The sequence below is a fragment of the Streptomyces sp. NBC_00513 genome (assembly GCF_041431415.1).
GTDB lineage: Bacteria > Actinomycetota > Actinomycetes > Streptomycetales > Streptomycetaceae > Streptomyces.
Window position 1 is genome coordinate 2,852,914 of the sequence record NZ_CP107845.1, and the last position, 23,241, is coordinate 2,876,154.

19 protein-coding genes are annotated in these 23,241 nt (G+C 65.6%); 5 read left to right on the plus strand and 14 right to left on the minus strand.

The annotated features are described in order from the left end of the window. Position 1: 1 nt before the first annotated feature. From OHA84_RS13375 to OHA84_RS13400, 6 genes are all read right to left on the minus strand, one after another. Entirely contained in the window at positions 2-1,903 is a 1,902-nt protein-coding gene (locus OHA84_RS13375; RefSeq protein ID WP_266947475.1) for a UvrD-helicase domain-containing protein, read from the minus strand. Beyond that, positions 1,900-4,092: an ATP-dependent endonuclease gene (locus OHA84_RS13380; protein WP_371591374.1), complete on the minus strand. Its 2,193-nt coding sequence runs from the start codon at positions 4,090-4,092 to the stop codon at positions 1,900-1,902. The genes OHA84_RS13375 and OHA84_RS13380 overlap by 4 nt, the downstream gene beginning before the upstream one ends. Before the next feature lie 127 nt (positions 4,093-4,219). Beyond that, positions 4,220-4,819, minus strand: a complete 600-nt coding sequence (locus OHA84_RS13385; protein WP_266947477.1) for a hypothetical protein — start codon at positions 4,817-4,819, stop codon at positions 4,220-4,222. Between the two features lie 106 nt (positions 4,820-4,925). Continuing rightward, positions 4,926-5,734 (minus strand): IS5 family transposase gene (locus tag OHA84_RS13390; protein ID WP_371591375.1). Its coding sequence is split into 2 segments (ribosomal slippage): positions 4,926-5,414 and positions 5,417-5,734, totalling 807 coding nucleotides; the frame shifts between segments, so codons are not numbered across the junction. A 119-nt stretch (positions 5,735-5,853) separates the two neighbouring features. Further along, positions 5,854-6,018 carry a hypothetical protein gene (locus OHA84_RS13395; protein ID WP_266947478.1) on the minus strand — a complete coding sequence of 55 codons (165 nt, stop codon included), beginning with the start codon at positions 6,016-6,018 and terminating at the stop codon, positions 5,854-5,856. A gap of 572 nt (positions 6,019-6,590) precedes the next feature. Then, a complete protein-coding gene (locus OHA84_RS13400; protein ID WP_266947479.1) occupies positions 6,591-6,950 on the minus strand; it encodes a hypothetical protein in 360 nt (119 codons plus the stop codon). 524 nt (positions 6,951-7,474) lie between these two features. On the opposite strand from OHA84_RS13400, the gene OHA84_RS13405 reads away from it, so the two are divergent. Both OHA84_RS13405 and OHA84_RS13410 read left to right on the plus strand, forming a co-directional pair. Then, positions 7,475-7,675, plus strand: a complete 201-nt coding sequence (locus OHA84_RS13405) for a hypothetical protein (RefSeq protein ID WP_266947480.1) — start codon at positions 7,475-7,477, stop codon at positions 7,673-7,675. A gap of 516 nt (positions 7,676-8,191) precedes the next feature. Continuing rightward, positions 8,192-9,274: an IS110 family transposase gene (locus OHA84_RS13410; protein WP_266971537.1), complete on the plus strand. Its 1,083-nt coding sequence runs from the start codon at positions 8,192-8,194 to the stop codon at positions 9,272-9,274. A gap of 93 nt (positions 9,275-9,367) precedes the next feature. Here the strand turns inward: OHA84_RS13410 and OHA84_RS13415 are convergent, their stop codons facing one another. Both OHA84_RS13415 and OHA84_RS13420 read right to left on the minus strand, forming a co-directional pair. Continuing rightward, positions 9,368-10,246 (minus strand): HNH endonuclease, encoded by an 879-nt coding sequence (locus tag OHA84_RS13415; protein WP_266947481.1) that lies wholly within the window; start codon positions 10,244-10,246, stop codon positions 9,368-9,370. A gap of 9 nt (positions 10,247-10,255) precedes the next feature. Further along, positions 10,256-11,842 (minus strand): AAA family ATPase, encoded by a 1,587-nt coding sequence (locus OHA84_RS13420; protein ID WP_266947482.1) that lies wholly within the window; start codon positions 11,840-11,842, stop codon positions 10,256-10,258. A 142-nt stretch (positions 11,843-11,984) separates the two neighbouring features. On the opposite strand from OHA84_RS13420, the gene OHA84_RS13425 reads away from it, so the two are divergent. The 3 genes from OHA84_RS13425 (at position 11,985) to OHA84_RS13435 (ending at position 14,971) form a co-directional block, all read left to right on the plus strand. Next, on the plus strand, positions 11,985-12,116 hold the full coding sequence (locus OHA84_RS13425) for a hypothetical protein (protein ID WP_266947483.1): 132 nt from the start codon (positions 11,985-11,987) through the stop codon (positions 12,114-12,116). Positions 12,117-12,990: 874 nt separating this feature from the next. After that, on the plus strand, positions 12,991-13,254 hold the full coding sequence (locus OHA84_RS13430) for a helix-turn-helix transcriptional regulator (RefSeq protein WP_266947484.1): 264 nt from the start codon (positions 12,991-12,993) through the stop codon (positions 13,252-13,254). A gap of 232 nt (positions 13,255-13,486) precedes the next feature. Beyond that, entirely contained in the window at positions 13,487-14,971 is a 1,485-nt protein-coding gene (locus OHA84_RS13435) for a UvrD-helicase domain-containing protein (protein ID WP_266971533.1), read from the plus strand. A 55-nt stretch (positions 14,972-15,026) separates the two neighbouring features. On the opposite strand, the gene OHA84_RS13440 is transcribed toward OHA84_RS13435, so the two are convergent. The 6 genes from OHA84_RS13440 to OHA84_RS13465 all read right to left on the minus strand — a co-directional run bounded on the left by OHA84_RS13440 (position 15,027) and on the right by OHA84_RS13465 (position 23,222). After that, a complete protein-coding gene (locus OHA84_RS13440; RefSeq protein WP_266947486.1) occupies positions 15,027-16,115 on the minus strand; it encodes an XRE family transcriptional regulator in 1,089 nt (362 codons plus the stop codon). A 66-nt stretch (positions 16,116-16,181) separates the two neighbouring features. Next, a complete protein-coding gene (locus tag OHA84_RS13445) occupies positions 16,182-16,865 on the minus strand; it encodes a hypothetical protein (protein ID WP_266947487.1) in 684 nt (227 codons plus the stop codon). A gap of 339 nt (positions 16,866-17,204) precedes the next feature. Next, positions 17,205-17,654, minus strand: a complete 450-nt coding sequence (locus tag OHA84_RS13450; protein WP_266947488.1) for a hypothetical protein — start codon at positions 17,652-17,654, stop codon at positions 17,205-17,207. Next, positions 17,651-19,759, minus strand: coding sequence for an integrase (locus tag OHA84_RS13455; protein WP_266947489.1), 2,109 nt, complete (start codon positions 19,757-19,759; stop codon positions 17,651-17,653). Before OHA84_RS13455 ends, OHA84_RS13450 begins: the two co-directional genes overlap by 4 nt. After that, on the minus strand, positions 19,756-21,681 hold the full coding sequence (locus tag OHA84_RS13460; RefSeq protein ID WP_266947490.1) for a hypothetical protein: 1,926 nt from the start codon (positions 21,679-21,681) through the stop codon (positions 19,756-19,758). The genes OHA84_RS13455 and OHA84_RS13460 overlap by 4 nt, the downstream gene beginning before the upstream one ends. Next, entirely contained in the window at positions 21,681-23,222 is a 1,542-nt protein-coding gene (locus tag OHA84_RS13465; protein WP_266947491.1) for a hypothetical protein, read from the minus strand. Before OHA84_RS13465 ends, OHA84_RS13460 begins: the two co-directional genes overlap by 1 nt. Between the last annotated feature and the right edge of the window lie 19 nt (positions 23,223-23,241).

The window sequence follows — 23,241 nt, forward strand, 5'->3', positions numbered from 1 at the left end:
GTCAGTGCTCGGCAAGATCACGGACGTCCCAGCCCGCGTCGATCATCACCTCCGCGTATCGCTTGCCGCGGTCGCGGTGGGCGGCGAGCACCAGGAGGTGGGTGGGGCGCGTCGCCCCGACGAAGACGAGCTGCACAGCGGCCTGGACACTCTTCAGCTCCCGCTGAGGGTCGCTCCCCTCCGCGACAATGCGGAGCGCCTCGGTCACGTCGAACTTCTTGCCGTTCTTCTCAAGGCACTCCAGGATCAGCGTCGCAGCATGGGTCTCGCCCTTCGCGCTCTGAATGGTCCCGGGTACGGACCGCACCGCCGGCACTGCGGCGGAGCTCCTGGGGACGCCGCCCGCTGCTGCGGCCGCCTCGGCTGCGGGGGTGAACTCCAGGCCGACGGCCTTTAGCGGCCGGTCGGCGAGCAGCTTCATCTGGACGGTCAGCTGCTCGGTGATCATGCCCCAGCCCGCCTCGTCGAACGCAGCTCCGTAGACGAGGAGTTCGCGCAGCAGGATCCGCACCCTGCCGCCAGGGGTCGCCCCAGACCTCTCGAGGCGGCCCAGCGCCGGTAGCCCCTCGCCGGTTAGGGGCGCGAAGGACGCGCGCAGGGCGTTCCACAACTCGGTGGACACTTCGTGGCTGTCCGCGCCGGACCTCCACTGGGCCCCTGCCGCGCGGGCCGCGTCGATCAGGGCTCGGTGGGCCGTCGGGCGGCCGGGCGGGGTGTAGCCGGGCACGTAGCAGGAGATCGACTGCGGGTAAGCCTGGGAGCCTCCCCGGCCCTGCCGCGCGCCCAGCACACGCGGCGGACGCCTGAGGAGGACGTCCTCGGGGACGATCACGGCGGCCATGCGTTCGAAGGTCGGCACGACGTCGGTCGCTGTGGCCTCGTCGAACAGCAATACCGCCACCCGGCCGTCGGGACCGGCTCCATGGACTTGCTGGGGACGCCGGACGGCCAGGCGGCTGGCCACTGCCGCGATCTGCGGTCCGAAGCGGCGGCTGACTGGCAGCTCCGCGGCGCCGGACAGTGGGAACGAGGCAGGTCCGCTCACGGCGTCGGCGTCACTGTAGATGCCCTGGTTGGTGTCGCCTACCCGCTGCACCACAGTGGGCGACGAGGCGAAGATGAGGTCCAGCAGTTCGTGCTGGGCAGCACTGGTGTCCTGCATCTCATCAAGGAGAACGAACGGGAAGCGCGCGCAGACGGCCGGAACGATGCCGGGGTGCTCGGCGAGGTACTGCTGGGCGATGGCGTACATGTCCAGGTAGCGAAAGACGCCTCTACGGGCCAGAGTCCACTTGAGGCTGGAAAACTGCTTGCCACTGTTTGTCTCAGCGCGGAAGGGGGGTTCCCTGGTCGCGCCGGTGACCACGAGTTCGCCTCCCTTGTAGGCGAACGTCGCCCCGGTGACAATGCCGCTGCCGTCGCGCTGGCGTTCCACGTAGCTGCGCAAGGCGGAGTAGTTGGAGTGCTGCAGGAGCCTGATTGCTGCGGTCTCGAAGGCTGCATCGTCGACGGATCGGACCTCGACACCCTTGGCCCGCACGGCCGGCAGCGCGAGGAAGGTGTGCACGAAGGACTGGATGGTGCCGATGAAGTGCGGGTAGCGCAGCAGGCTCCGCCCCGCAGCGAGGGAGGCCACCCGGTCGGCGATCTCTTTCTTGGCCGTGTTGGTGTGGGACAGCACGCAAACCCCGCACGTCGCGGAGGTCCATGCGTCGGCCATGAGCGCGAGCTTGAGCCCGATCAAGGTGGTCTTGCCCGACCCCGGGGCGGCCTGGAGGTCCTGTGTGGTCTCGCTCTGCAGGAAGTCCCACTGCTCGGCGTCGAGCGGGTCGAGCCCGAAGAGCTTAACCATGGCCTCCACTTTGTGCGTGGCGAAGGCATCGGACAGGTAGGTGCCGGTCACGAGGCCACCTCGCCGCACAGGTGTTTGAAGGCTTCGACTAGATAGGGTGGGACGTCTCTCTCCGTGAGCGAGGTGGAGGCGAGGAGCTGCGCGGCGAATTGCGCGGTGATCGACTTGCTGGCTCTGTCGAGCTTGAGCGGTCTGTAGATCTTCAGGGCAGCCTGTCCCAAAGTGAGGCCCTGGCCTTCCCACTCGTCGACATCCTTGTCGGCCCGCGCGATGACCTGATCGGTCTTGGCGGCGTCCGGCCAGGACCGTTCTGCAACGGATGCGAGCTTGACCGCGCGGTGAATCAGCCTGGCCATGGTCCAGGAGGTGGCGGCGAGGTCGTACTCCAGCGTCCACCAGTTCGACACGAAGGTCTTCACTGGCCCGTCATCGTCGCTGGCGAGGTGCGCGATGTGCGCGGCGATCTCCGGCTCCGTCATCTCGTCCCAGCACTTCAGGCCGCCGCGCATCTCCGCCGAGGTGCCGGCGGGGACGAGGTCGCGGTCGCGGATGCAGGCGACAGGTACGGGGATCTGCTCACCGGAGCGCTGGAAGACGCGGCTGTATCGGAACAGGCCGACGTGGCCAACGTTGACCACGCTGACGCCGTGCTCGTTGAAGGGCATGCCCAGGGCGGCGGCGAGAGCGGGCAGAAAGATCGCCTCGGCGTCGCCCTCGACCATCGCCAGGCCCCGAGCGAAGAACATGTTGGCCTTGGTGACGTCCAGAAACCGGGTCAGGAACGCGTAGTCCTCGCCGGTCAGGCGCGTGATACCGCGCCGCAACGGAAAGGTGCGGCCCTCGACGACGAGGGTCAGGCACTCGACGGACGTCGACGAGGCGAGGTTGGGGCTGTGGGTGGTGAGGATGACCTGGACCGGGGCCCTGCCACCTTCCTGCGGACCCTGGGCCTTGTCGCGGAGCAGGTCCATGATCCGGGTCTGGAGCTGAGGGTGGAGGTGCGCCTCGGGCTCCTCGATCAGCAGCAGGGGTGCCAGTTCGCTCTTGCCCAGCAGGAGGAGCTCCGCTGCCATGAACAAGGCATTGTTGTAGCCGAGCCCGCGGCGCGTCCACTCATCGGACTCAGCGAAGAGATTCAGTTCGAGCCGTTCCAACGCGCGGGCCAGCGTCGCGTCGGTGGCGACGCTGATCTTGGCGCGCAGGACGTCGTCGCCGATGGCAAACCGCTGCAGGTAAGCCGAGTTGATGTCCTGGCTCACATCAGAGACGGCATCGTTGCATCGGATGTCGTGCTCGGCGCGGCGCAGGATCCCCACCAGAGTAGACGGAGGATCATCGCCTTCGGGGTCGTAGTCATCGATACCCTGGTCCTTCATCGCCGGGTAGCCGGCGAGGATCTGGGACAGCCGTGATCCGCGGCCCGAGCGCAATTCCGCCTCCGCGTCGCGAAGGGGGCGCAGGTAGGTGGCGCGCAGGAGTTCGCGTGCGGCGCCGTCCAGGGCGGGGCCGTTGCCGTCCGGTCCGGTCCGAGTGGTGACCGAGACCCGGTTCCGTACCGGGTCCATCCGCTGGGCCTTGAACGTCACGCAAAGCCAGGCAGCGCCGCCGCGGTCGTGGGTGAGCAGTTCCAGGAAGACCGCCTGCTCCTCGGTCGACAGGGCGGTGAACCCGCACACAATGGTGAAGGTCTCCGCCCGCCCGCCCTTCCCGAGGTGAAAGTCGTCCTGGGAGACCCGGTAGTAGTCCGTCGCCGCAGTCTGCAGGCACAGCCGGATCGCGTCGATGATCGCCGTCTTCCCGCTGTCGTTCTCGCCGACGAGCACGTTCGTCCCGGCCGTGAACGAGAGGTCCAGCGACGTGTCCGTCTCGCCCTCGCTCTGGGCCGCAGCTCCGAAGACCCGGAAGTTCTCGACCCGAAGATGCGCCAAGTACACAGATTCCCCCGCCGACTGGGCCGCGGCGCCCTCTTCTCCGGGAAGGAGTCCCCCGGGCTGCGCGGCCCGTGATCGATATTTCCGGAATCCTATGCTCTCCGGGGCCGCCGCCCGAGGGGAATCCGGCAGATTGCGAGGGACAAGGGTCCCGGGCGCCTCGTCCGCCCGGACGGCCGTGCTCCTGCGGGCTGCCGTGATGGTTTTGCCTGACCCGACCGACCAGTGCGGGAAGGAGGGCCGCCACTCCCCGCAGGATCTCGCCCTGGTCGCCGACGTCGAGTCCAAGGAAACACAGCTCAAAAGCACCCGCCGTTACGCCGTCCTCCTGTGGCGTTACGTCGTCCAGCTGCACAGGCAGGGCGCTGCCGCGTGGAACATCGCTCGCCGTCGACTGGGTAGCCCGCGCCCCGCGACCGAGGGCACGGAGCGAGGTTCAGCAGTTCATGTAGCCCCGTGTGTCGTAAGTATCGAGCTCGGTCCAGGCCGTCTTCGCCCGGCGTTCGAGCAGTTGGATGGTGTCCTCGATTGCACGGCCGGTCGACTGTGCCATGTAACGGACGATGGCGCCCGTGTAGTTGGCGAGGGCGACGATGAAATCCATCGACGTGGCGAAGCCGTACTTCTCTTTGATCTGGAACAGGACCTCGTCCATGCTCGGTCTGGTCTCAGGCTGGAAGATCGGCCGGAGCATCGCAGGGATGTACCCCCAGACCACACCACCGTTCCTGGGGGACTCGAAAGCCGCCTCGACGGTGTACTGAGCCGAGAACTCCTGGAGGATCTCGACCTGGTTGAGCGGGCCCATCTCGGCGAGCATGGTGGTCGCCTCCGCGGCGGTGCAGGCAACGTCCATGATGAGCCGCTGCAGCCCTTCGTGGCCAAACTGCTGGTAGCAGTCGGAGAGCACCGCGATCTCCGGGGCCTCACCGCGGGGCCGAACTTCACGCTCGCCCTCGATCATTCCGGCTCGGATCAGCGGGATGACGTAGCCGGTAGGCCTGTCGAAGGCCAGCCCTGCGGTGGGGAGTGCCATGGACCGCTCCGATTCTCAACAGTCGTGCCGTACCGCGGAAACCAACGAGCAGGACGGTCAGCGGTTGCTCCGCCACGCGGGTCGCCCCTAAGAGCTCGTAACAGGATCATGAATCGGGCTTGCTGAGGCGTCGCCAGCAGATGAGGCTGCAGGCGAGGGAGACGAAGGCGTCGTGGAGTTCGGTGCGGCGTTCCCAGCGGACGGCGAGTCGTTTGAACTGGTGGAGCAGGGCGAAGGTCTGCTCGACGACGTAGCGGAGCTTGCCCATGCCCTTGATGTTCGGGGCTCCCTTGCGGGAGATGACCGGCAGGATCCGGCGTTTGCGCGGCTCATCGCGGTTGGGGTTGGAGTCGTAGCCCTTGTCGCCGAGCAGGGCGTCCGGGCGTCTGCGGGGCCTGCCTGGCCGGCCTGCCACGGGTGGGATGCCGTCGACCAGGGCGAGGGTCTGGGTGACGTCGTTGACGTTCGCCGCGGTCGTGATGACCTTCAGCGGGGTGCCGCGTCCGTCGCAGATCAAATGGTGCTTGCTGCCCGTCTTCCGCCGGTCGACCGGCGACGGACCGGTGTCGGCTCCCCCTTTTTCGCGCGAACGTGGGAGCCGTCCACGCACGCCCTCGACCAGTCGAGCCGGCCGGCCGCGTTCAACTCGGCGAGCAGGATCCGGTGCAGCTGGTCGAAGACCCCGGCCTGCTGCCAACGCTCCAGTCTGCGCCAGCAAGTCTGCCCCGAGCCGAACCCCAGCTCAGGGGGCAGGAGTTGCCAGGCGATGTCGTTGCAGAGCACGTACAAGATGCCTTGCAGGCACAGCCGGTCTGCTACCGGACGCGGCCCTGGCGATCTCGTCGGCCAGGGCGGCAGTAGCGGCTCGATACGTGCCCACAAGTCGTCGTCCACGATCCACGGCCGAGTACTCACACCATCACGAACGGCCGAATCGTCACACCGGTCACGGCTGACCAGGACATCTCACCAAGATCCTGTTACGAGCTCTAAGGCTCTGCTGCCGTCGTGGCCGCTGAAGGGGTATGGCCCGTTCACGTCAGATTGCCCCATGCCGCGATGAACAGGCTGAAGACTGCGATGAACGCGGGGCCCGCAACGAGGGCGGACCGCAGCACGGTCGCGCCGCTGAGGCGAGCCAGAATCCCGGCGACGAGGGCGGCGTTCAGGGAGACCGAGGCGCCGAGAAGCAGAAACATGATCAGTGTCTGAGTGGAGGAATCTACTCCAGAACCAGCCGGGCGCCCCGGTGGGTCTGCCTTTGCCTGAAAGTCAGCCCCTTCAGCCCCTTTGGCCCCGTGAAGCAAGCATTCCATGAGCCTCTGGCCAGGTGATTCGCCAAGGCGGGACGTGGCGGCGGGAAGGGGCCCAGGGGCGCCCCAGGGCCCGGAAGGTCCAGCCGGCTTCGCGTCAGCGGTCCGCGCTGAGGGTGCCGCGGCCGTCGATGACGTACGGGCTCGCGGTGCGGGCAGCGAAGCATTGCGGGGCGAAGCGGGAGAACTGCAGCCACTCGGTGAGCTGACGAGCTCCGGGCTCGCATCGGTCGCGTGGCCCGGCTCGAGTGGGCTGCAAACGGGGATCAGTCGTTGAACCGCTTGAGCTGAAGCTTGATCTCGGGGTCCTTCCCCAGCTGGTGCGGCTTGCCGGCGTGGTTTTCCACGGTGTCGAGCAGGTCGCGGTCCCGTCGACCGGTGAGCTTGCTCTCGATCAGACCGAGAAGCTCGTTCCATTGCTCCTGGGGAAGCTTTTGCTGCAGTTTAAGGGGCGGAGCCTACTTAACATGCCGATGCTTAGCCAGAATTTCAGCTTGAAGGCAGCGGAACTCCTGCACGAAGCCCGCCGTTCGTCGTGCCCACTCCCTGGCTTCACTGACCTCACTGGCATTGGTCTCCTTCACGTACCGTAAGAAATCCTCAATCGCATAGAGGATGTTCATCCAGTCGCTATAGATAGGGGTGATGTCATCCGAGATGGATAGCTTCTCGTTCCAAATCTCAGCGATTCGACCTGCAGGGATCGGAGGTCGCGTGAACGCAGCGAGAATGTACGGAGAATCCGACCCCATTTCGGCGATTAGGATATTTAATGTGCGCATCAGCTCCTTGTGGCCCGACCGCGCTAACTTGCTCAAGATCTGAAACCTCGTGACCTCCTCCTGTACATGGTTGAGTTGCGGCGGGACATGGAGATTGTGGGTCTCTCCCGGGCCAAGCTCTGGAGCAGTTTTAGGTTCGACGCCGGAGTTGTCCGAGGGCTTCCGGCGGCTCTCGCGACGGGCGTGATCCAGTCGCCGAAGCCACGTCAAAGGGTTACCTCCCCACTGCACCGCGACCAACCTCATGGTCTCCTGGCTGGGTAGCCGTGGGCGTGTGGGCGAGACCATGGCCTTGATGGTCGACTCCCCGACTCCGGTGGCCTTGGCCGTCGCCCTGTATTGCCCCCTGGCGCCGGCTCCGTGACGGAAGTCCCGCACGGCCGCAGCAAACGCGCGCACCGCGGGATGAACATCCTCATCTACCAACTGTGTTCCTTCATGAAGCGGGGTCTCGACTCGTCTCGCTCCCGTCTCGGCCCATCTCGGGCCCCAACTATGCCTCCTCCGGTGCTGGATCGTGATCAACGGAAGTCGACACGACCTAGGAGGAAGACTCGAAGATGAGCAAGATCAACATGCTCATGCTGCTCACCCTGGTAGAGGCGGCGCTCATCGTCGGGCTGGTGAGAGTGATCATCGACCTGCTCGACGGAGGCGCCTCGGGCATGCTCACATCACTCAAGGGTGGTGGCGCTGCGGCGTTCTTCGGAACGCTGACTCTACTGACCACATTGTTGCTCGCATTCAGGATGATCGAGTAGCAATTCCTTGACTAAAAGCCCTCTCGGCCTATTGCGGAGGGGGCCTCGTGGAGGTCTTGAACAGGTCAGCAACTTTGAGTTCCGACACTTGCGAACGCGATCGTGGCGCAACGCCTCCCGGCCGCCATGCCCCCTCCGCCCGCCCCCCTGGAGCTGCGAGGGCGCTTCCGACGCCATCCGGCTGCATCCCCGCCACCGCGGCTGCGCGGGTCCTATCCGACTGCTGCTCAGTCGTTCCTACAAAGATATCTGTGAGAGTTCTTCTGCGGCCCGGGATGGGTTGCTGCCAGGCTCGGCGCCGATGATCCGGCATGACTCGAAAGATAACTGGCGCCCCGTCAGGGGCTGTCGTTCCCCCGAGATGTCTGCCGGACATCGGCGTCGACCTGGCCCACCCGTTGGCTTGATCAGCAGCTTGTCCGCCTTGCGGCGTGACTCATCACAGTTCCGCCACGCGGTGACTCCATCCAGGCCGACGCCGACCACAGTCGTCCGCCCATCAAGGAGAACAACCGAGTGGCCATCCTCGCAGAACAGGTCGACGGCGTCATCGGCGTCGATACCCACCGGGACACCCTCGCCGCAGCCGCTCTCAGCCCCATCGGGGCAGTCCTGGCCAGCACCGACTCCCCGGCCAACGCCCGCGGTTACCGTCGTCTGCTGGACTTCGCCCGCGAGCACGTCCCGGGACGCCGCTGCTGGGCTCTGGAAGGCATCGGCAGCTACGGCGCCGGACTCGCGTCCTTCCTCAGCCAGGCCGGCGAGCGCGTCGTCGAGGTATGCCGGCCCAAGCGGGCCGCCAACCGGGGCGGACGAAAGACCGACATGCTCGACGCCATCCGCGCCGCAAAGGACGCCCTGTCCACCGAGCATCTGATCCAGCCCAGACTCCGTGGCGAGCGCGAGGCACTACGTGTCCTTCTCGCCACCCGCCAGGGGGCGGTCCTCGCTTCCACGGCCGCGATCAACCAGCTCAAGGCCCTGATCGTGTCCGCGCCCGACGACCTCCGCGCCGAGCTGCGGAAACTCAAGCGCCCGGCACAGGTCACCTACTGTGCCCAGATGCGGGACCGGCCCGCCCAGGACCTTGAGCACCGGATGACAGCACGCGCGCTTCGTTCCACCGCCCAGCGCGTCCAGTCCCTGCAGGCCGAGGCCAAAGACCTCGAGAAAGAGATCCTCACCCTGATCCGGGAGATCGCCCCAGAACTCCTTGGTCTGCTCGGCGTCGGACCGATCACCGCAGCTCAGATACTGGTCAGCTGGTCCCATCAGGGCCGGTTCCGCTCGGAAGCCGCTTTCGCATCCTTCGCCGGCGTCTCGCCAATCCCCGCCTCCTCTGGGCTCACCAACCGGCACCGGCTCAACCGGAGTGGAGACCGGCAGCTCAACCGCGCCATGCACACGATCACCTTGATCCGGATGCGGCTTGACCCCGCCACGAAGGCGTACGTCGCCCGCAGAATCACCGAGGGGAAGACCCCTCGCGACGCGCAGAGATGCCTCAAGCGAGTCATCTGCCGCTCGATCTTCAAAACCCTCGAACGCGCTGCACGTCCCAAGATCGGGAGCAGCGAGGAACTTACTCAAGCCGCTTGACACGACATAGCAGCCTCGGAGGCGGGGCCCCAGCATTGACTCCATCGTTTTCACCGACCATGACGGCAGCATGTGGCGCAACTGTTTTGGGTATCACTTCCAGGGCTCCTCCCAACCGCCTTCCACATACCAGGCGCTGTCAACGAGCCCTTGGTACAGCGCCGCCTTCCAGGAGTTACGCCCCTCGACAGCGGCCTTGATCTCTGCGGTCTCCTGCAGGTGCTCTCGCAGCTCTGCAGGCGGCAAGGGATGTTTGGCCAGGCTCATGCCGAGGGAGCGCAGCTCGTAGGCAATCTGCGAGTTGTAGAGGCCCGACAGTTCCAGCGTGGCGAAGTGGTGGCGGGCACGCGCGGCAAAGGCGGGCGGCATGTCCGCCGGAGGGTCAACGTAGAAGATCACCGAGGGCTTAGGGGGGCCGGTGACTCGGGCAAACAACCACAGATGATCGTGGACATCCCCGTCGAAGTACGGGTGGAGGGTCTGGTCACCCGCGTGCGTCGGCGCCTGCTCCTTCTTTTGATGGTTGCACCTAGAGCAGGCCGGGACGAGGTTAACGGGGACGACGGACAGCAGCGGAAAGGAGTCCTTCGGCAGCTGATGGTCGAGGGTATCCGCGGCACCATGCCCGCATAGGGCGCACAGCCCGTGGCAGCTGCCGCGAAGTTTGTCGTAGACAGCGCGCCCGGCTCCGCCAACCATGCGGTTGACATAGGTCTTCTTCAGTTCTTCGTTGATACTGCCCTTGGCCGCCTTGGCGGCCTTGGTGGCCTTGGTGGCCGATTCACCATCAGGCTGATGTTTGAGGTGATCGAGGGTGTGCTGGGCCTGCTGGGCTGCGGCAACCTCGTATGCGGTCGCCGCCTTGACAACAGTTTCCTTCAGCCCTTGCAGGGCCTTGCGAACGCCAGAAGGACGGGCTGTGGCTGTGCAGACCTCATACACGGTGCTGGCGTCCAGGCTGGGCTTGACCATAGGAATCATTCAGTGGTCACCCTGCAGACCGTCGTTGGCGGAACGGGTGCCACGCGCGGCAATCAACGAGCGGGCGATGATGCGGGCCTCGCCGCCCAGCCGGCCCCGGAAACGTTCGAGGATCTCCTGGTAGGAAAGCCCGTCATTGACCGTGCGGCTGAGATCGCGGTGGAACCCGGTGTCAGTGACCTCCAAGCCGAAGACCTCGTGAGTGAGGACGCCGACGTTCTCGCCGAAGGTTTCGATGGTCGGCCGGTGCGCGGTGAACTGATCGCCGTGACGCAGCAGCTTCCATACGCAGTCGGATGGGACTTCTTGGAGGACTACCGGGGAGTGCGTGGCGACGATCGCGAGTCCGTTGCGGTCGGTCAAGAGATCCGACAGAGCTCGGACGAACGCCGCAAGCATAGGGGGATGCAGGTGGGTTTCCGGCTCATCGATGAGAACCAGAGTGCGCTCGCCGACGTTCTCGACAAGCCGGGTCATGGTCAGCAGGACGACCTTGTGGCCGGAGCTGAGCGAGTTGAACAGTCTGCGGGCCACAGTGCGTCGGCGGGCGGTGGGGTTGATTCGGATGTACGCGCTCAACCATCCCTCGGGCAACAGACCGCTACCCGAGTACGACAGGGTCCGCAGGGCGGCAGTCCACCGCTCGTGCAACTCGGCGGTGCCGAGGCAGACGTCCAGGCTCTCGGCGAACTCTTTTTTGAGTCGGGATTGTGACTTCATTTGCGGGGTGTGCCCCTGGACGGACGGCTGGCACAAACCTACGTACACCGTAGGAAAGTCCGCCGGGTACTCAGGCAGGAGGGGTGGGGTGTCGAAGGCACTGAAGGAGACCCGGACGAGGTTGGCGAAGGAACGCCCTGCAATGGCATCAAGGGCGGTACGGGGAATTTCCGCACCCCTCTCCGCCTCTGCTTCGAAGATCCATCCCACCTCCTCGGGGTCGGCTTGAGGATCTGCGACTGCCCGCGAGAGTCGCTGCAGCAAGACGGACTTGCCCGCCCCGTTGCGGCCGGTGAGAACGTGGATGTTGGACGGCGGCTGCTGACCGGGAATGACCTGGAAGTCGAGAGTCAGACGGTCGCCGCCATCTTGCGCGGGGGAGATGTAGCCGATGTCGAAGGAGGCGCGGCGCGCTCCCCCTCGGGCCATGCGCCGGAATTGACCCTCGACCGTGTGCGCCCTGAGTGAGCGCATCAACGAAACGCGCGTGACTTCCTGATGCTGCGCCATGGCGAACACCCGTTCGTCCAGAGCCATGTCCTGCAGCCCGCGTAGCACAGCTTCGGAGGTGCTCCCGGCCAGTTCGTTTAGCCTCTCGTAGTAGGTGTCGTCCTGCCCGACGGAGAAGTACCCGTCTGACAGCGTCGTGAAAGACGACGGGAGCCGCACGACGGTCTCGGCGTCCGGCTCCATGTCGAGCGACGCGATCTTCACATTGCCAATGTCGTGACGTCCTCGGTTGTCGACGACTAGGAGGCGGAACATGGTGCGCCATCCGAAGTCGTCCCAGGAGTCTTTGACCAGTACGGCGAGCGGCCGGGGATCAAGCGGGATACGGGCCCCCCGGTCAAGTACAACGAACCGCACGCCGCCTCCTGAACACTCTCCGCTGCTCCGCCCCGGCTAAGTGGGCGATATCCCAATCCTAAGAGCTCGTAACACGATCATGTTCGGGCCCTCTTGAGATGTCGCCAGCAGTTGAGCTGCAGGACAGGGAGACGAGGGCGTCGTGGAGTTCGGTGTGTCGTTCCCAGTAGACAGCGAGGCGATTGAGCTGGTGGAGCAGCGTGAAGGCCTGCTCAACGACGTAGCGGAACTCGCCCATGTCCTTGATGTTCGGGTTGCCCTTGCGGGGAGATGACGGGGCAGGATCCGGCGTTTGCGGTGGGCGTCGTGGTTGGGTTGGAGTCGGAACCCTTGTCGCCGAGCATGGCTTCGGGACGTCCGCGGGGACGGCTGGGGCGGCCAGTGAGAGGTGGGATGCCGTCGAACAGGGCGATTGTCTGAGTGACGTCGGCGCAGCCGCACGTGCAACTGACTTAGCAGAGCTCGCCGGGCGGAGCACTCGGGTCCGTCATCGCCGACTGAGACCAGGCCGCTCGGCTGTCCCATCAGGGCACTTCGACCCACTCAATGTGATCACTTGAGACATCCGCAGCAACTCTGCCGCTCGAGGTCTGTGCGCGAGGGCCAGTGGTGATGCGTGCTGGGGGTTCTGGGACGGCAGCGGCGTGGGGGATCGCGGCGGCGCAGGCTTCGCAGGCGTCGGCAAGGTGCCAGGTCCGGCCCTGGTCCGCCCGGATAAGCAAGAGTCGAAGCGGCCCGGAGCACGGTCCTTGCCGGCGATGCCATGTGCAGAACCGCTCGCGGCACTGACAGATTCGCAGGTACGCGGGCAGTTGAGACTCGGTCAAGTGGCGCCTAAAGTGCCGTCGAATCTCTGGTGCCCCAGTGGACCCCCTCACCACGATGGGCAAAGGGCAGGCGCTGCATGTCGCCACAGGCTGCCCAGCCGGGCTGCTGATTGTGACGCTCCACGCACGCGAGGGCATGCCTGTGGTCATCGATTCCCTCCGAACCGCGCGGTTGGGTGCTCCTCCGGTCCGCCTGACGAGCGGCTCCGGGCGGTGCCAACGTAGTGCAGACCTATGCCCTATCGGAGATCCTCCACACCCATACAAATAGGGCAGAGGTCTGCACTGTCAGGGCAGGGGTCTGCACCTTCGGATGGTCAGGTGACGATCTTCCCGCCGCCAGACCCCGACCCGACGGCGTTGCGGCAGTCCCTGGCGCGACTACGCGCGGATCGTGGCTGGAGTTATGACCAGCTCGCTGCCCATAGTGGCTTGTCCCGCCGCACTCTCATCGAGATCGAGCAGGGCCGTACCGTCGGCACGCTCGGGACCTGGCACGCGCTCGCTCATGCCTTCCGTATCCCCCTGGGCCAGCTCCTCGACCCGCTCTGCACCGGCCATGACTCCCCAGGCTCCGAGGCCTGAGCTTGCCGTTTCCCTGATCACTCGAAGGGGACACCGAGGGCGTACGTGTGCCCGATGGGCGTACTCGTGTGGGTTTCTCGACACTCGATCGAAGGGGCCCGGTGGTGCGCACACGGACAGTAGGCGCGTCGGCTGGCACTTTCACTTCGGCATCTGCCGCAAGAGATAAGGCCCCGATCCTCGCTCGCCCTGAGTGTGGTGGGGTCGCCACAGCTCCCGGAGAACCCCTTTCATGCGCTTCAGCCCCACCGACGAACAGGCCGCCGCCCTGGAGGCATTCGGCGAAGGCGACCATCTCGTCATCCAGGCCGGTGCCGGTACCGGCAAGACCTCTACACTCGCCTTCCTCGCCGAGCAAAAGGCCGCCCGCCGAGGCCACTACCTCGCCTTCAACCGAGCCATCGCTCTGGACGCGGCCGCCCGCTTCCCTGCATCTGTCCAGTGCAAGACTGCTCACTCCCTGGCCTACGCCGCCCTTGGATACCGATTCCGCGACCGCCTCAATAGCCCTCGCAGGCCCGGTTGGAAAGTGGGCCAAGACCTGGGTCTGAATAGTGCCACCCGCATTCACGGGCGCGATCTCATGCCCGCCACCCTCTCGAACGCGGTGCTACGGACGGTCAGCCTCTACTGTCAGTCCGCCGACACTGAGCTCGCCCACCATCACGTCCCGCGCCTGCGCGGCATCGACAGCGACGAGGCTCACGCGGAACTCGCCGATCTCCTGCTGCCGTATGCGGCAAAAGTTTGGGGCGATCTGCAGAACCCCGACGGAGGCGCAGTGCGCTTCGAACACGACCATTACCTCAAGATGTGGGCCTTGACCGAGCCCGTTCTACACGGCGACTTCCTGCTGCTGGACGAGGCCCAGGACACCAATCCCGTCCTCGAGCAGGTCGTTCTGGCCCAGCAGGTCCGCACCCAGATCGTCATGGTCGGCGACTCCGCCCAGGCCATCTACGGCTGGCGAGGCGCCCGTGACGTGATGACTGGATTCGCTGGCCGCCACCTCACCCTGACTCGTTCCTTCCGCTTCGGCCCCGAACTCGCTACCGAAGCAAACCGCTGGCTCGCCCTTAGCGGAGCTCCGATCCAGCTCACCGGAAGCCCGGACATCTCCACCAGCATCGGGGGGCGCACGGAGGGCCCTAATGCGGTGCTGTGTCGCACAAACATCGGGGCTGTCTCCGAAATTTTCACGTTTCTCGATGCCGGCACGGCGACGGCACTGGTGGGTGGGGGCGGCGCTCTGCGTGCCCTGGCTCAGGCCGCCCGCGACCTCATTGGGGGACGGCGCACACACCACCCAGAACTACTGCTGTTCACCACCTGGACCGCGCTACGCGACTATGCCGAGCTTGACCCCGCTGGCGCCGACCTGCAGCCCTTCGCCAACCTCGTAGACGAACACGGCCCTGACGCCATCCTCCACGCCGTCGACCGCCTTGTTCCCGAGGACCACGCCAAGGTCACCGTTTCCACCGCCCATAAAGCCAAAGGCCGGGAATGGTCCCACGTGCGCATCGCCACCGACTTCACCCCGCCCCCCGACACCAACGCCGTCGACTCCTCAGGCCGCCCCGTGCCCGGCCCCGTCAAAAAATCGGAAGCCCGCTTGGCCTACGTTGCCGTCACTCGCGCCCGTCACCACCTCGATCCCGAAGGCCTGGCGTGGATCGATCAACACCCCGACAACCCCATGAGGCGTTGCCCATGAGGACGCCGATCCCATGGCATGCCTCGCCGCAGTCGGCGTAGGGATGTGCTCCTCATCAGGGGACGACGGATAGGCTGCGCGTCGCAGCAGCCGTAGCCTGCTGGCCCTTGCCTTCGAAGGTCGTGAGGGTGAGCCCGAACATGAGTCGGTTCATCTCCTCGCTGGTGAGCCCCAGCTCGGCCGCGACGGACCCAGGGCGAACACGCTTCGAACGCAGCGCGGTAAAGACCTTCGTCAACACCTGCGACGTTTCTCGCTGGCTCATGCCCTGCGGCTCGCCAGACCGGTATCCCAACCGGCTCAACTCGGCGCAGGTAGAACGGTACTGCCAGTCGGAGAGCAGTCCCAGGTCGTGCATCCGGTAGGTCAGAGCCATGGCAGAGACGTTCCAGATCCGCTTGCCGCGAAGGATCTGATCGACGTGTGCACCTGAGGGCATGTGTCCTAGAACGCTCGCTCGAGGCATCAAGAACGCGGAGGCAAAGTCGTTCGCTTGCCGTTCGGCCTCGGGCCCTGAGCAGGCGTGCTCACTACCGTGCATGACGAGGTGACCCAGTTCATGGGCCGCGTCGAAGCGCCCTCGCTCGGCCGACTTGAGTGTGTTGAGGAATACGAACGGAACGCCGTCGCGCCACACGGCGAAGGCGTCGACCTCTGCGTGGTCGGGATCGAGTGAAAACACTCGAACTCCGTGTGCTTCCAGAAGGTGCACCATATTGGGCGCTGGCGCTTCCGCCAGACCCCAGCGGGTGCGAACCATGCCAGCGGCTGTTTCCGGGTCAGGTTTGCCCAGTGAAGGCACATTCACTTCTGGTAGGCGGAACCTTTCGTCGATCCACTCGTAAAGCATCGCGCCTAGCGCGCCTGCGGCTCGCGCGGCTTCGAGGACCCTGGCCGAGGTCTTGCTCCGTGCCCGCCACGAGATGCCCTCGGCGGGGAGCTCATCCAGCGCAGAGCCTTCGAAGAAGGCGGTAGGGAAGTCGAGCGCTGAGGCGATCTTGGCGACAGTGTCGGGACGGGGCGCAGTGCGTCCTGTCTCGTAGTTTGACAGGCTCTGCAGTGACACCCCAGCTCGGTCCGACAACTCAGCAAGGGTAAGACCCCTGCGCTTGCGGGCCAGTGTGATGCGGGACGGGGTCACCATGGGGGCTGCCTCAGTTATTGGTGGTGCACAGCAGGGCGACAGGTTTCGCCGCCCCGCCAACGGGCCTCAGCGGAAGTCGACCGCGATGTCGATCTCTTCAGGTCCATCATCGTTCGTAGGTTTGATTCCGTCCATCACCAGGGCTGGAAGCGGAATCCTCTTACCCCATTCGATCACGAAGCCGTCCCGGAAGCCCTTCGGCTGCGACAGCTCGCAGTCGATCCGTACCGTGTCACCGATCTTGGTGCGACAGGACAGCAGAAACCACGTCTTCAGGGCGAATGCCTCTTCTTCGCTCAACGCAACCCCCTCAGGGCCGGCGCCAGCCACGAACAGAGCCGTCTGTACGGGCAAGGTGGCGTCGCCGGCGTTGGCGCGAGTAACCATTTCGGTGGCGGCTCCGCGGCGCCGTACATTCTTTGGGAACAGGCTTGCCTGCCCCGTGGCCGCGTTGCCCGCCATCACGCCCATCGCAACCGATCGGTCAGGATTGCAGACAAGTTCAAGCCGACCGTGGACGAGCCGCGCCCACCTCTCCTCCTCGATGTGCAGCTCGCGGATGGTCCGTACATGCGCCTCATAGGCCCGTCGGCCCGCCGTTCCCGTCGGATCGTTGCGGACAGCGGTGCGCCTTGCGATCTCGCCCGCGCGCAGCACTCCGTGCAGGAGCTCCAGCCTGGTCCCCACGCCACCCAACTGGACCCGAACCTCATCGGGTTCAGGGGAAGGCTTCACAAGGGACAGGGTCAAGGGAACCTCCAAGAGTCGACAGCGAGCTTATAAAGACTCTACCTCAGATGAGGGTCGAGTTTTATAAGAATCGTCGAGTCTCAAGACCCTTCTGTAGGCCGTGAGCCGGGGCAGGGAGGGACGATGCTCGTGATCGCCTGTGCGGCGTCCCGGGCCTTCGTCAGCTTCTCCATCCACTCGATCCGCTCCTCGCCGAGCTGGGCGCGCGATCGACGTGCTCCCTCGAAGTCCGTCATCAGAGTGTGCGCGGAGTCGACGTGGGTGGTCGGAAGTAGAGCCAGGCGGCCTTGGGCAGTCCGGGAGCCTGGCTCCGCGCGTGTCAGGCTGGAGAGTGACAGCTCATTCGTCCTCGGTTGTCCCTCGACGGCGGGAGGATAACTCGACAACGGTGCGTTCGCTTCGCTTGCCGAGCTCCTCGCGGAGGGCTTCGTTGTCGTGGTGCAGAGCGGCGATTGCCGTGGCGGCGGCCTTGAGGCGCTTTTCAAGGCCAGTGCATTCCTTGGTCTTCGCCCTCAGCTTCTTGAGGAGTGCCGCGATCTGCCCATCGCGTTGCGCCTCGCCGCGGGTGACCTTCCCGTGGACTGCGACGTAGGCGTCCCACTCGGCGAGGATGCTGGGGGCCCGGTTCATCGTCGCCCGGCTGACCTGGGCTTCTCTCCAAAGGTTCTCCTTGGTGAGCTTCCCGTCCGTGTGCTGGGGCTTGCCTGCGATGAGCCGTTGCTTGGCGGCCCGGAGGGCTTGGGCGGTTTTCTCGGACACTTGGTCCTCGGCAAGGCGGGCAGTGGTCATGCGGATGCCTCCTGGACTTGGTTCAGGACGGCCTCGGCTCGCTCGGCTTCGCGGGTGATGAGGGCTCGGCGGCAGGGTGCCAAGCCGGGGGTCTGAAGGAGCTTGAGCTGAGTGCGGTGATGGGAGTCATAGATCGGGACATGCTCGACGCCGATCATGCTGTTGCCGCAACGGTCGGGACGGCAGCGATCCGGCAGCGGACCTGTATGGCCTTCCGGGATGATCGCGTTCTCGAGGCAGACCGCACCGGCGGGTTGCGCGGGGTCGTAGAGGCAGTTGTTGAGGACGCCGAAGCGAATGGTGATTCTGGCCTTGCGCAGGAGGTCCTCTTCGACGCGGGAGCTGACGTTTCGGGCTTTGACGGTTGCGATGATCTGGTCGAAGGCGGTTTTGACGCGGTCGGCTCCGCGGCCGAAGCCGATGACCTCTCCGTCCTTGTGGGCCTGATAGAGGTTCTTCAGTCGCCTGAAGCGGGCGGCGTCGATGGCGCTCTCCAGATGCTTGGCCCAAGCGTCGTCTGCGGCTGCATAGCCGCGGGTGGAGCTGTTGGCGAGAGCCCGGGTGGCGATGTGCTTGAGCTGAATGCCCAGGGCGATCTCCGATCCGGCGAACTGGTCGGTCAGCATCGCCATGGTCTTGCGGAACATGTGGGGCGATGCATCGCCTTCGGGGATCCGGTCGAGCCCTGACCAGTCCCGGCCTTCGTTGACGAAGGCGATGAAGGAACTCACCATCTCGGAGCCGTCGATGGCCTCGTTGGAGTCCGGCCTCTGGATCGGGGCGAAAACCCGGTCGGGGTGTACTGAGACGATTTCAGCGACCGCGATGGCCTCGGCAACCGGCTCGGAGATCCACCAGTGCTTGCGGGGCTTGTTGCTGTTGCCCTTGCTCAGGGTCGAGGCGATAGCGGGCGAGTTGTAGTGCTCGACGATGCAGTTGCGGCGGATCTTGTGCAGCTCCGAGTCGCGCATCATCGACAAAGCCGCGACCAGGGCGAACGCGGCATCCCGCAGCACCGTTTGGAGTCTGTGGAGTTGCTGGGCGTCGAAGCCGGGGTGCCATGGGCCGACGCTGCCGTCCGCTCGGGTGACCTCCGCCAGGTCCTGTACGGGTCCTGCATGGGTGAACCGGCCCTCGGCAACGGCGTTCAAGACCATCTCGCGCCGCTCGCGGCTGCTCGGACGGCGGCGTTCGGAGAACAGGGCATGGTGAAGCTCTTCAGCGACGCCAAGGAACAGGGCCATCAAGCGCCAGTTGACCCGCGGGGGCTGCTCGTCAGGCCGGTCGCGGTCGTAGTAGACGGGGACCTCGTTGTCCGGGTCGGCGAGCCACGCTTTGAGTTCTGCGGTCTTCCCCGCAGTGGACCGACCGGCGGCCCGGCGGAGTTCGCCGTAGCATCGCACGGCCCGGACAACGTCCGGCGCGAAAGTGTGGATGAACGCCCAGGCCGCACGAATCAGCGGAAACCAGATGTCCGGTGCGACGGCCTGCGTGGACAGTTCGGCCTTCTTGACATACTTCGAGACCTCGCGGGCGCTCTTGCCGGGCCAGGGCTCCGCAGTGGGCCAGCCGACGGTGAGCACCTCGCTGAACGCATGCATCTTCTGGAAGAGCCCGACGTGCCCGCAGACCGTAGCCGGCCGCAGGCGTTTGGCCAGGTCTTTGATGTGGCGTTTGAGGTCGGCGACCTCCCACTCCGACGGAAGGTCAGGAAGGCCATTCTTCCGCCCCCACTTAACCGCTCCTCGGAGATAGGAGAGCGAATTGTGCAAGGTGGTCACGTCCGCAGCGGAGTAACCGAGGTGGAGGCCCTTGTACTGCAGCGTCTCGTGCTGCGGATTAGAAAGGATCATCGCGACTTCGCGGGCCAGCAGGTTCCAGGCCGGCGGCTCCAGAACACCTGTGAAGTTGATCTTCCACTGGCTGGCGGCGAGGTTGGCGGGGCGCTCGAGAATGCCGTTGTAGTCCCAAGACCTGGTGTCGCCGAACATGGGGATCTGGGCGTCCGGGCGTCGAGCATCCTTGTGCAGTGGACGGCCCTGGACGACGGGTTCGTCGGCGGGGAAGACAGGGATCCACTCGGCGGCGGAGCTGGTAAGGATCATGAGTCGAACTCCACGCGTGCGGACAGCGGAAGGTCCAAGGTGGCCTCTCCGGCTTCGATGTGTTTGCGGGCCAGCGCGATCTCCTCGTCACTGCGGTCGGCAAGGACCGCTTTGAGGTTCGTGTAGGACTGGCCCCATTGCTTGGTGAATGCCTGCGGCGTCAGCCGCTGCTTGACCCTCTCCAAGTGCAATTTGAAAAGGAGCAGTTGGGGAAGCTGGCTGGGCATCACCCAGGCGTTGCCGCACTCCAGACAACGCAGCGGGGCGACGGCGCAGAGCTCACCGGGCGGGCTGTAAGGACCGTCGTATGGGTTCTTGCAGTGGGAAATCCCCATGTCGAGCTGGCCCTGGACGATTCCGTCCGCTTCCTCGGGCTGCAGCCCGAGCGCCTGGAGTGCCTCGCTGTCCTCCGCTGCCCCAGCCGCGTCGGGGGTGATGACGGTGGGCCCTCCGGTCGCCTTGCTGAACCAGTGGTCTTGAGCCGTGGTGATCACTTCGCCGGAGATCACCCGCAAGGTCGTGCCCTGCGCGTAGTGGCCGGCGAAGGTCTCTTCCAAGTGGTCGTCGGCGGCCTCGCTGATCCGTCCGCCGCTCACGATGGCCTTCTCGACCTTGGTCGATTTCCGCAGTCGGCCGATGTGCCGGTCCCCTTCGATGGTCACACCGACAGAGTCCAGCCACTTCCCGAAGGCCATCGAGGGAACCTCTGGGTCCCAGCGGCAGAACTCGATCTCCAGGTTGGCGTGCAGCACGGCCCGGACGAAGAGTGTGTCGGTGATGTGCGGGGTCCGTTCCCGGACCTTCCCCGTGACCTCAAGCAGGCAGCGCACGATCGCGCTCGCTTCCCGCCGGGGCTTGTCATGGCTTTCGTGTTCACCCCGCTCTCCGGGCTCCGGCTGGGGCTGGGGCTGGGCGGCGTCGCGGAAGGCCCGGTGCCGCAACCGGCTCGCGCGGCCCTTGATCAACGTAAGCCGAACGCCCTTGGGGAGGAACTCGACGTCGCCGGGGCCGAAGTCCGTCACTTCCTCAGAGGCATGCCCGGTGGCATCCATCAGAAGCACCCGGAAAGGATGCAGGTCCAAGGTGGTCGGGTAGAGACAGCCCAGTAGCCGCCTGACCAGCATGATCTTGGCCATGCGGGAGTAGACGTGACCGTCCGGCCTGGTGATGAGCGCGCGCAGGTCCTCGGGCCACTGAGGGGCGGGCGGCAGAGCCCGGGTGATCTCCTTCGGGTGGACCGTGTTCTGGGACAGGACCCACAGCAAGTCGGCGATGTTGAACCAACTTCCCTGGTCGGGGTGCTCTCCCTGCCCGGCCAGGGCCCAGCCCTCCTTCAGGCGCTTCTGCAGAGCGTTCGCCGAGGTCCACGCGGATCGGACCATGGCCTGCTTCTCTGCGAGCTTGAACTCATCGCGTTCGTTCGACTCACCCCAGCCGATCAGAATCGGGCCGCGGGCAAGGCGGGCGAGGCCCTCGTCGACGATGCGGTGCCGATGGTCGTCGCGCCGGACGATCAGCACGTGCATGGCGCTGGCCAGCATGGCGGGCCACTGCGACCCCGTGTTGAAGTCGGCCGGCAGATTCCGCTCCCACTTCGAGAGGACTGACTTCAGCCCGGGGCTCTCTAGCGTCATCAGCTCGGCGTCCGCCTCGGTATCCGCCCTCTCGCAGAGCTTCTCGATGGACCTGCGATAGCTGTCCGAAGGGCCGGCGGTGAGGCTAGTGGAGGCGACGTACTCCACCCACTCGTCCGCCAGCTGAGCGGCCAGCCGCGAGCATCGGTAGGCGGCCGGGTCGACGTACTGCAGCACTTCCCGTCCCCGGCTCGTCGTGGAGACGACCCGCAGTCCCAGCCCGCGTGGCCCCGTCGGGGCTTCCAGGGCCTCGAGCAGGCGTTGTTGGACAATGCGTTTCCTGGGCATCAGCCCTCCATGCTCTTCAAGGTGGGCTTCTCCACGCGGAAGGCATGGGAGGCGATCTGCGCGTAGGTGGTCTGTTCGTCGGTGTCGCCGAGCCAGTCGCGGAAGGCCGCCTCAAAGTCGTTCACCATGTCGTCGGTGTACTGGAGATAGTCGTAGGTGGTTGACGGGTTCGAGTGGCCCAATCTGCGGCTCACGATCAGCAGTGGGTTGTAGCGGATGTTTCCCGTCAGGTAAGAGCGGTGACGGCGGCGGCGGGCCGCGTGATCCGGCTCTTCGCCGTCCATCTGCCGTTCCAGGTAGGTCAGTAGCTGCAGGGCGTAGGTGTGGCGGAGGTCGTGCCAGCGCCACCTTTTCGCGGGCATCAGCGGCGTGGTCTCGTCCGCGAGGGCTTCCATCCGGCGCCAGGCGTCGTGGCGGTAGCGTTTCCACGAGTCGGCCAGTGGCATCAGGCCGCCCCGGCAGACGAAGAGAGTCAGGGCCTCCAGCCCGAACTCCCCCTCCCGCACGGTGATCCGTCGCAAGTCGGGGTCCATCGCGGACATCAGGAATTCCTGCTCGATCCCGTCGAGCGTGCCCCGGACCAGGCCCGTTGCGGGTTCGATGTGCGAGACGACGAACAAGTCTCGGTGCAGCCGGCCTAACCTGCGAGCGGCGGCCTCCACCACATAGGGCCTCTCCAGCAAGCAGTAGGTCTCGGCCGAGTCGACGGCGTCCTCGGGTGCGTAGATCGTGCGTTCCTTGCCGTACTTGGCGCAGGCCTGGACCTTGAACTCGGCCGCTTCGCCGGGGCGCCCCCATCCGATGCCCAGCTCGGGCAACAGCACGGTCGCCCATTCCTGCCACCGCATCCCCGTGCCCAAGGCCAGGTCACAGGCGCACCGGCCTCGGTGCGGGCCGCTGGCACGAAAGGACCGGTTCACGCTCGAATCGGGCCGCTGCCCGCCCAGCCCGACATCCCGGAGGTACCGGAACTGCTCGAAGGTCAGGTGCCGGATGTCCATGCCGAGACGGATCCCCGAGGACAACGCATTTCGCCCTCGCGCGGCGACCCGCATGGGGGCGCTCTGCAGGCACTTCCGGTCTTCGACAACGTACCTGTAGAACCCGTCGATGACCCCGGACTCTTTGGTCCAGGCCGAGTAGCCGACCGGCCGGGACTGCCTGGGAGCGGGCGCCCCCACATCGATGGCAGTGGGTTCTCTGGCCGACCGGGTCCGCTGGGTGCGCGACCGCTTGTAGGCAATAAGGTCCGACTCCGTGGCCGACAAAATGTCATGGCCACGCTTGCGCTGGTGTACGTCGACGCGGGCCATGATCCGGCCGTACTCCTTGAGCGTCGACTTCGCCAGATCCTCGTACGACATCTTCCGGCCCCACGAGCAGTACGGCTCCACCGGCATCATCGTCACCTCATCGAGGTAGATCGGCGTGCCGTCGGAGATCGCCTGCTTGTCGAGCAAGGCAGCCACCTCGTCACCCGACAACAGCGGACTCTCCAGGTACTTCCTGACCAACTCCACGTCAACAGAGAAGAGTTGCACTCTGTCTCCTTCCTGATAC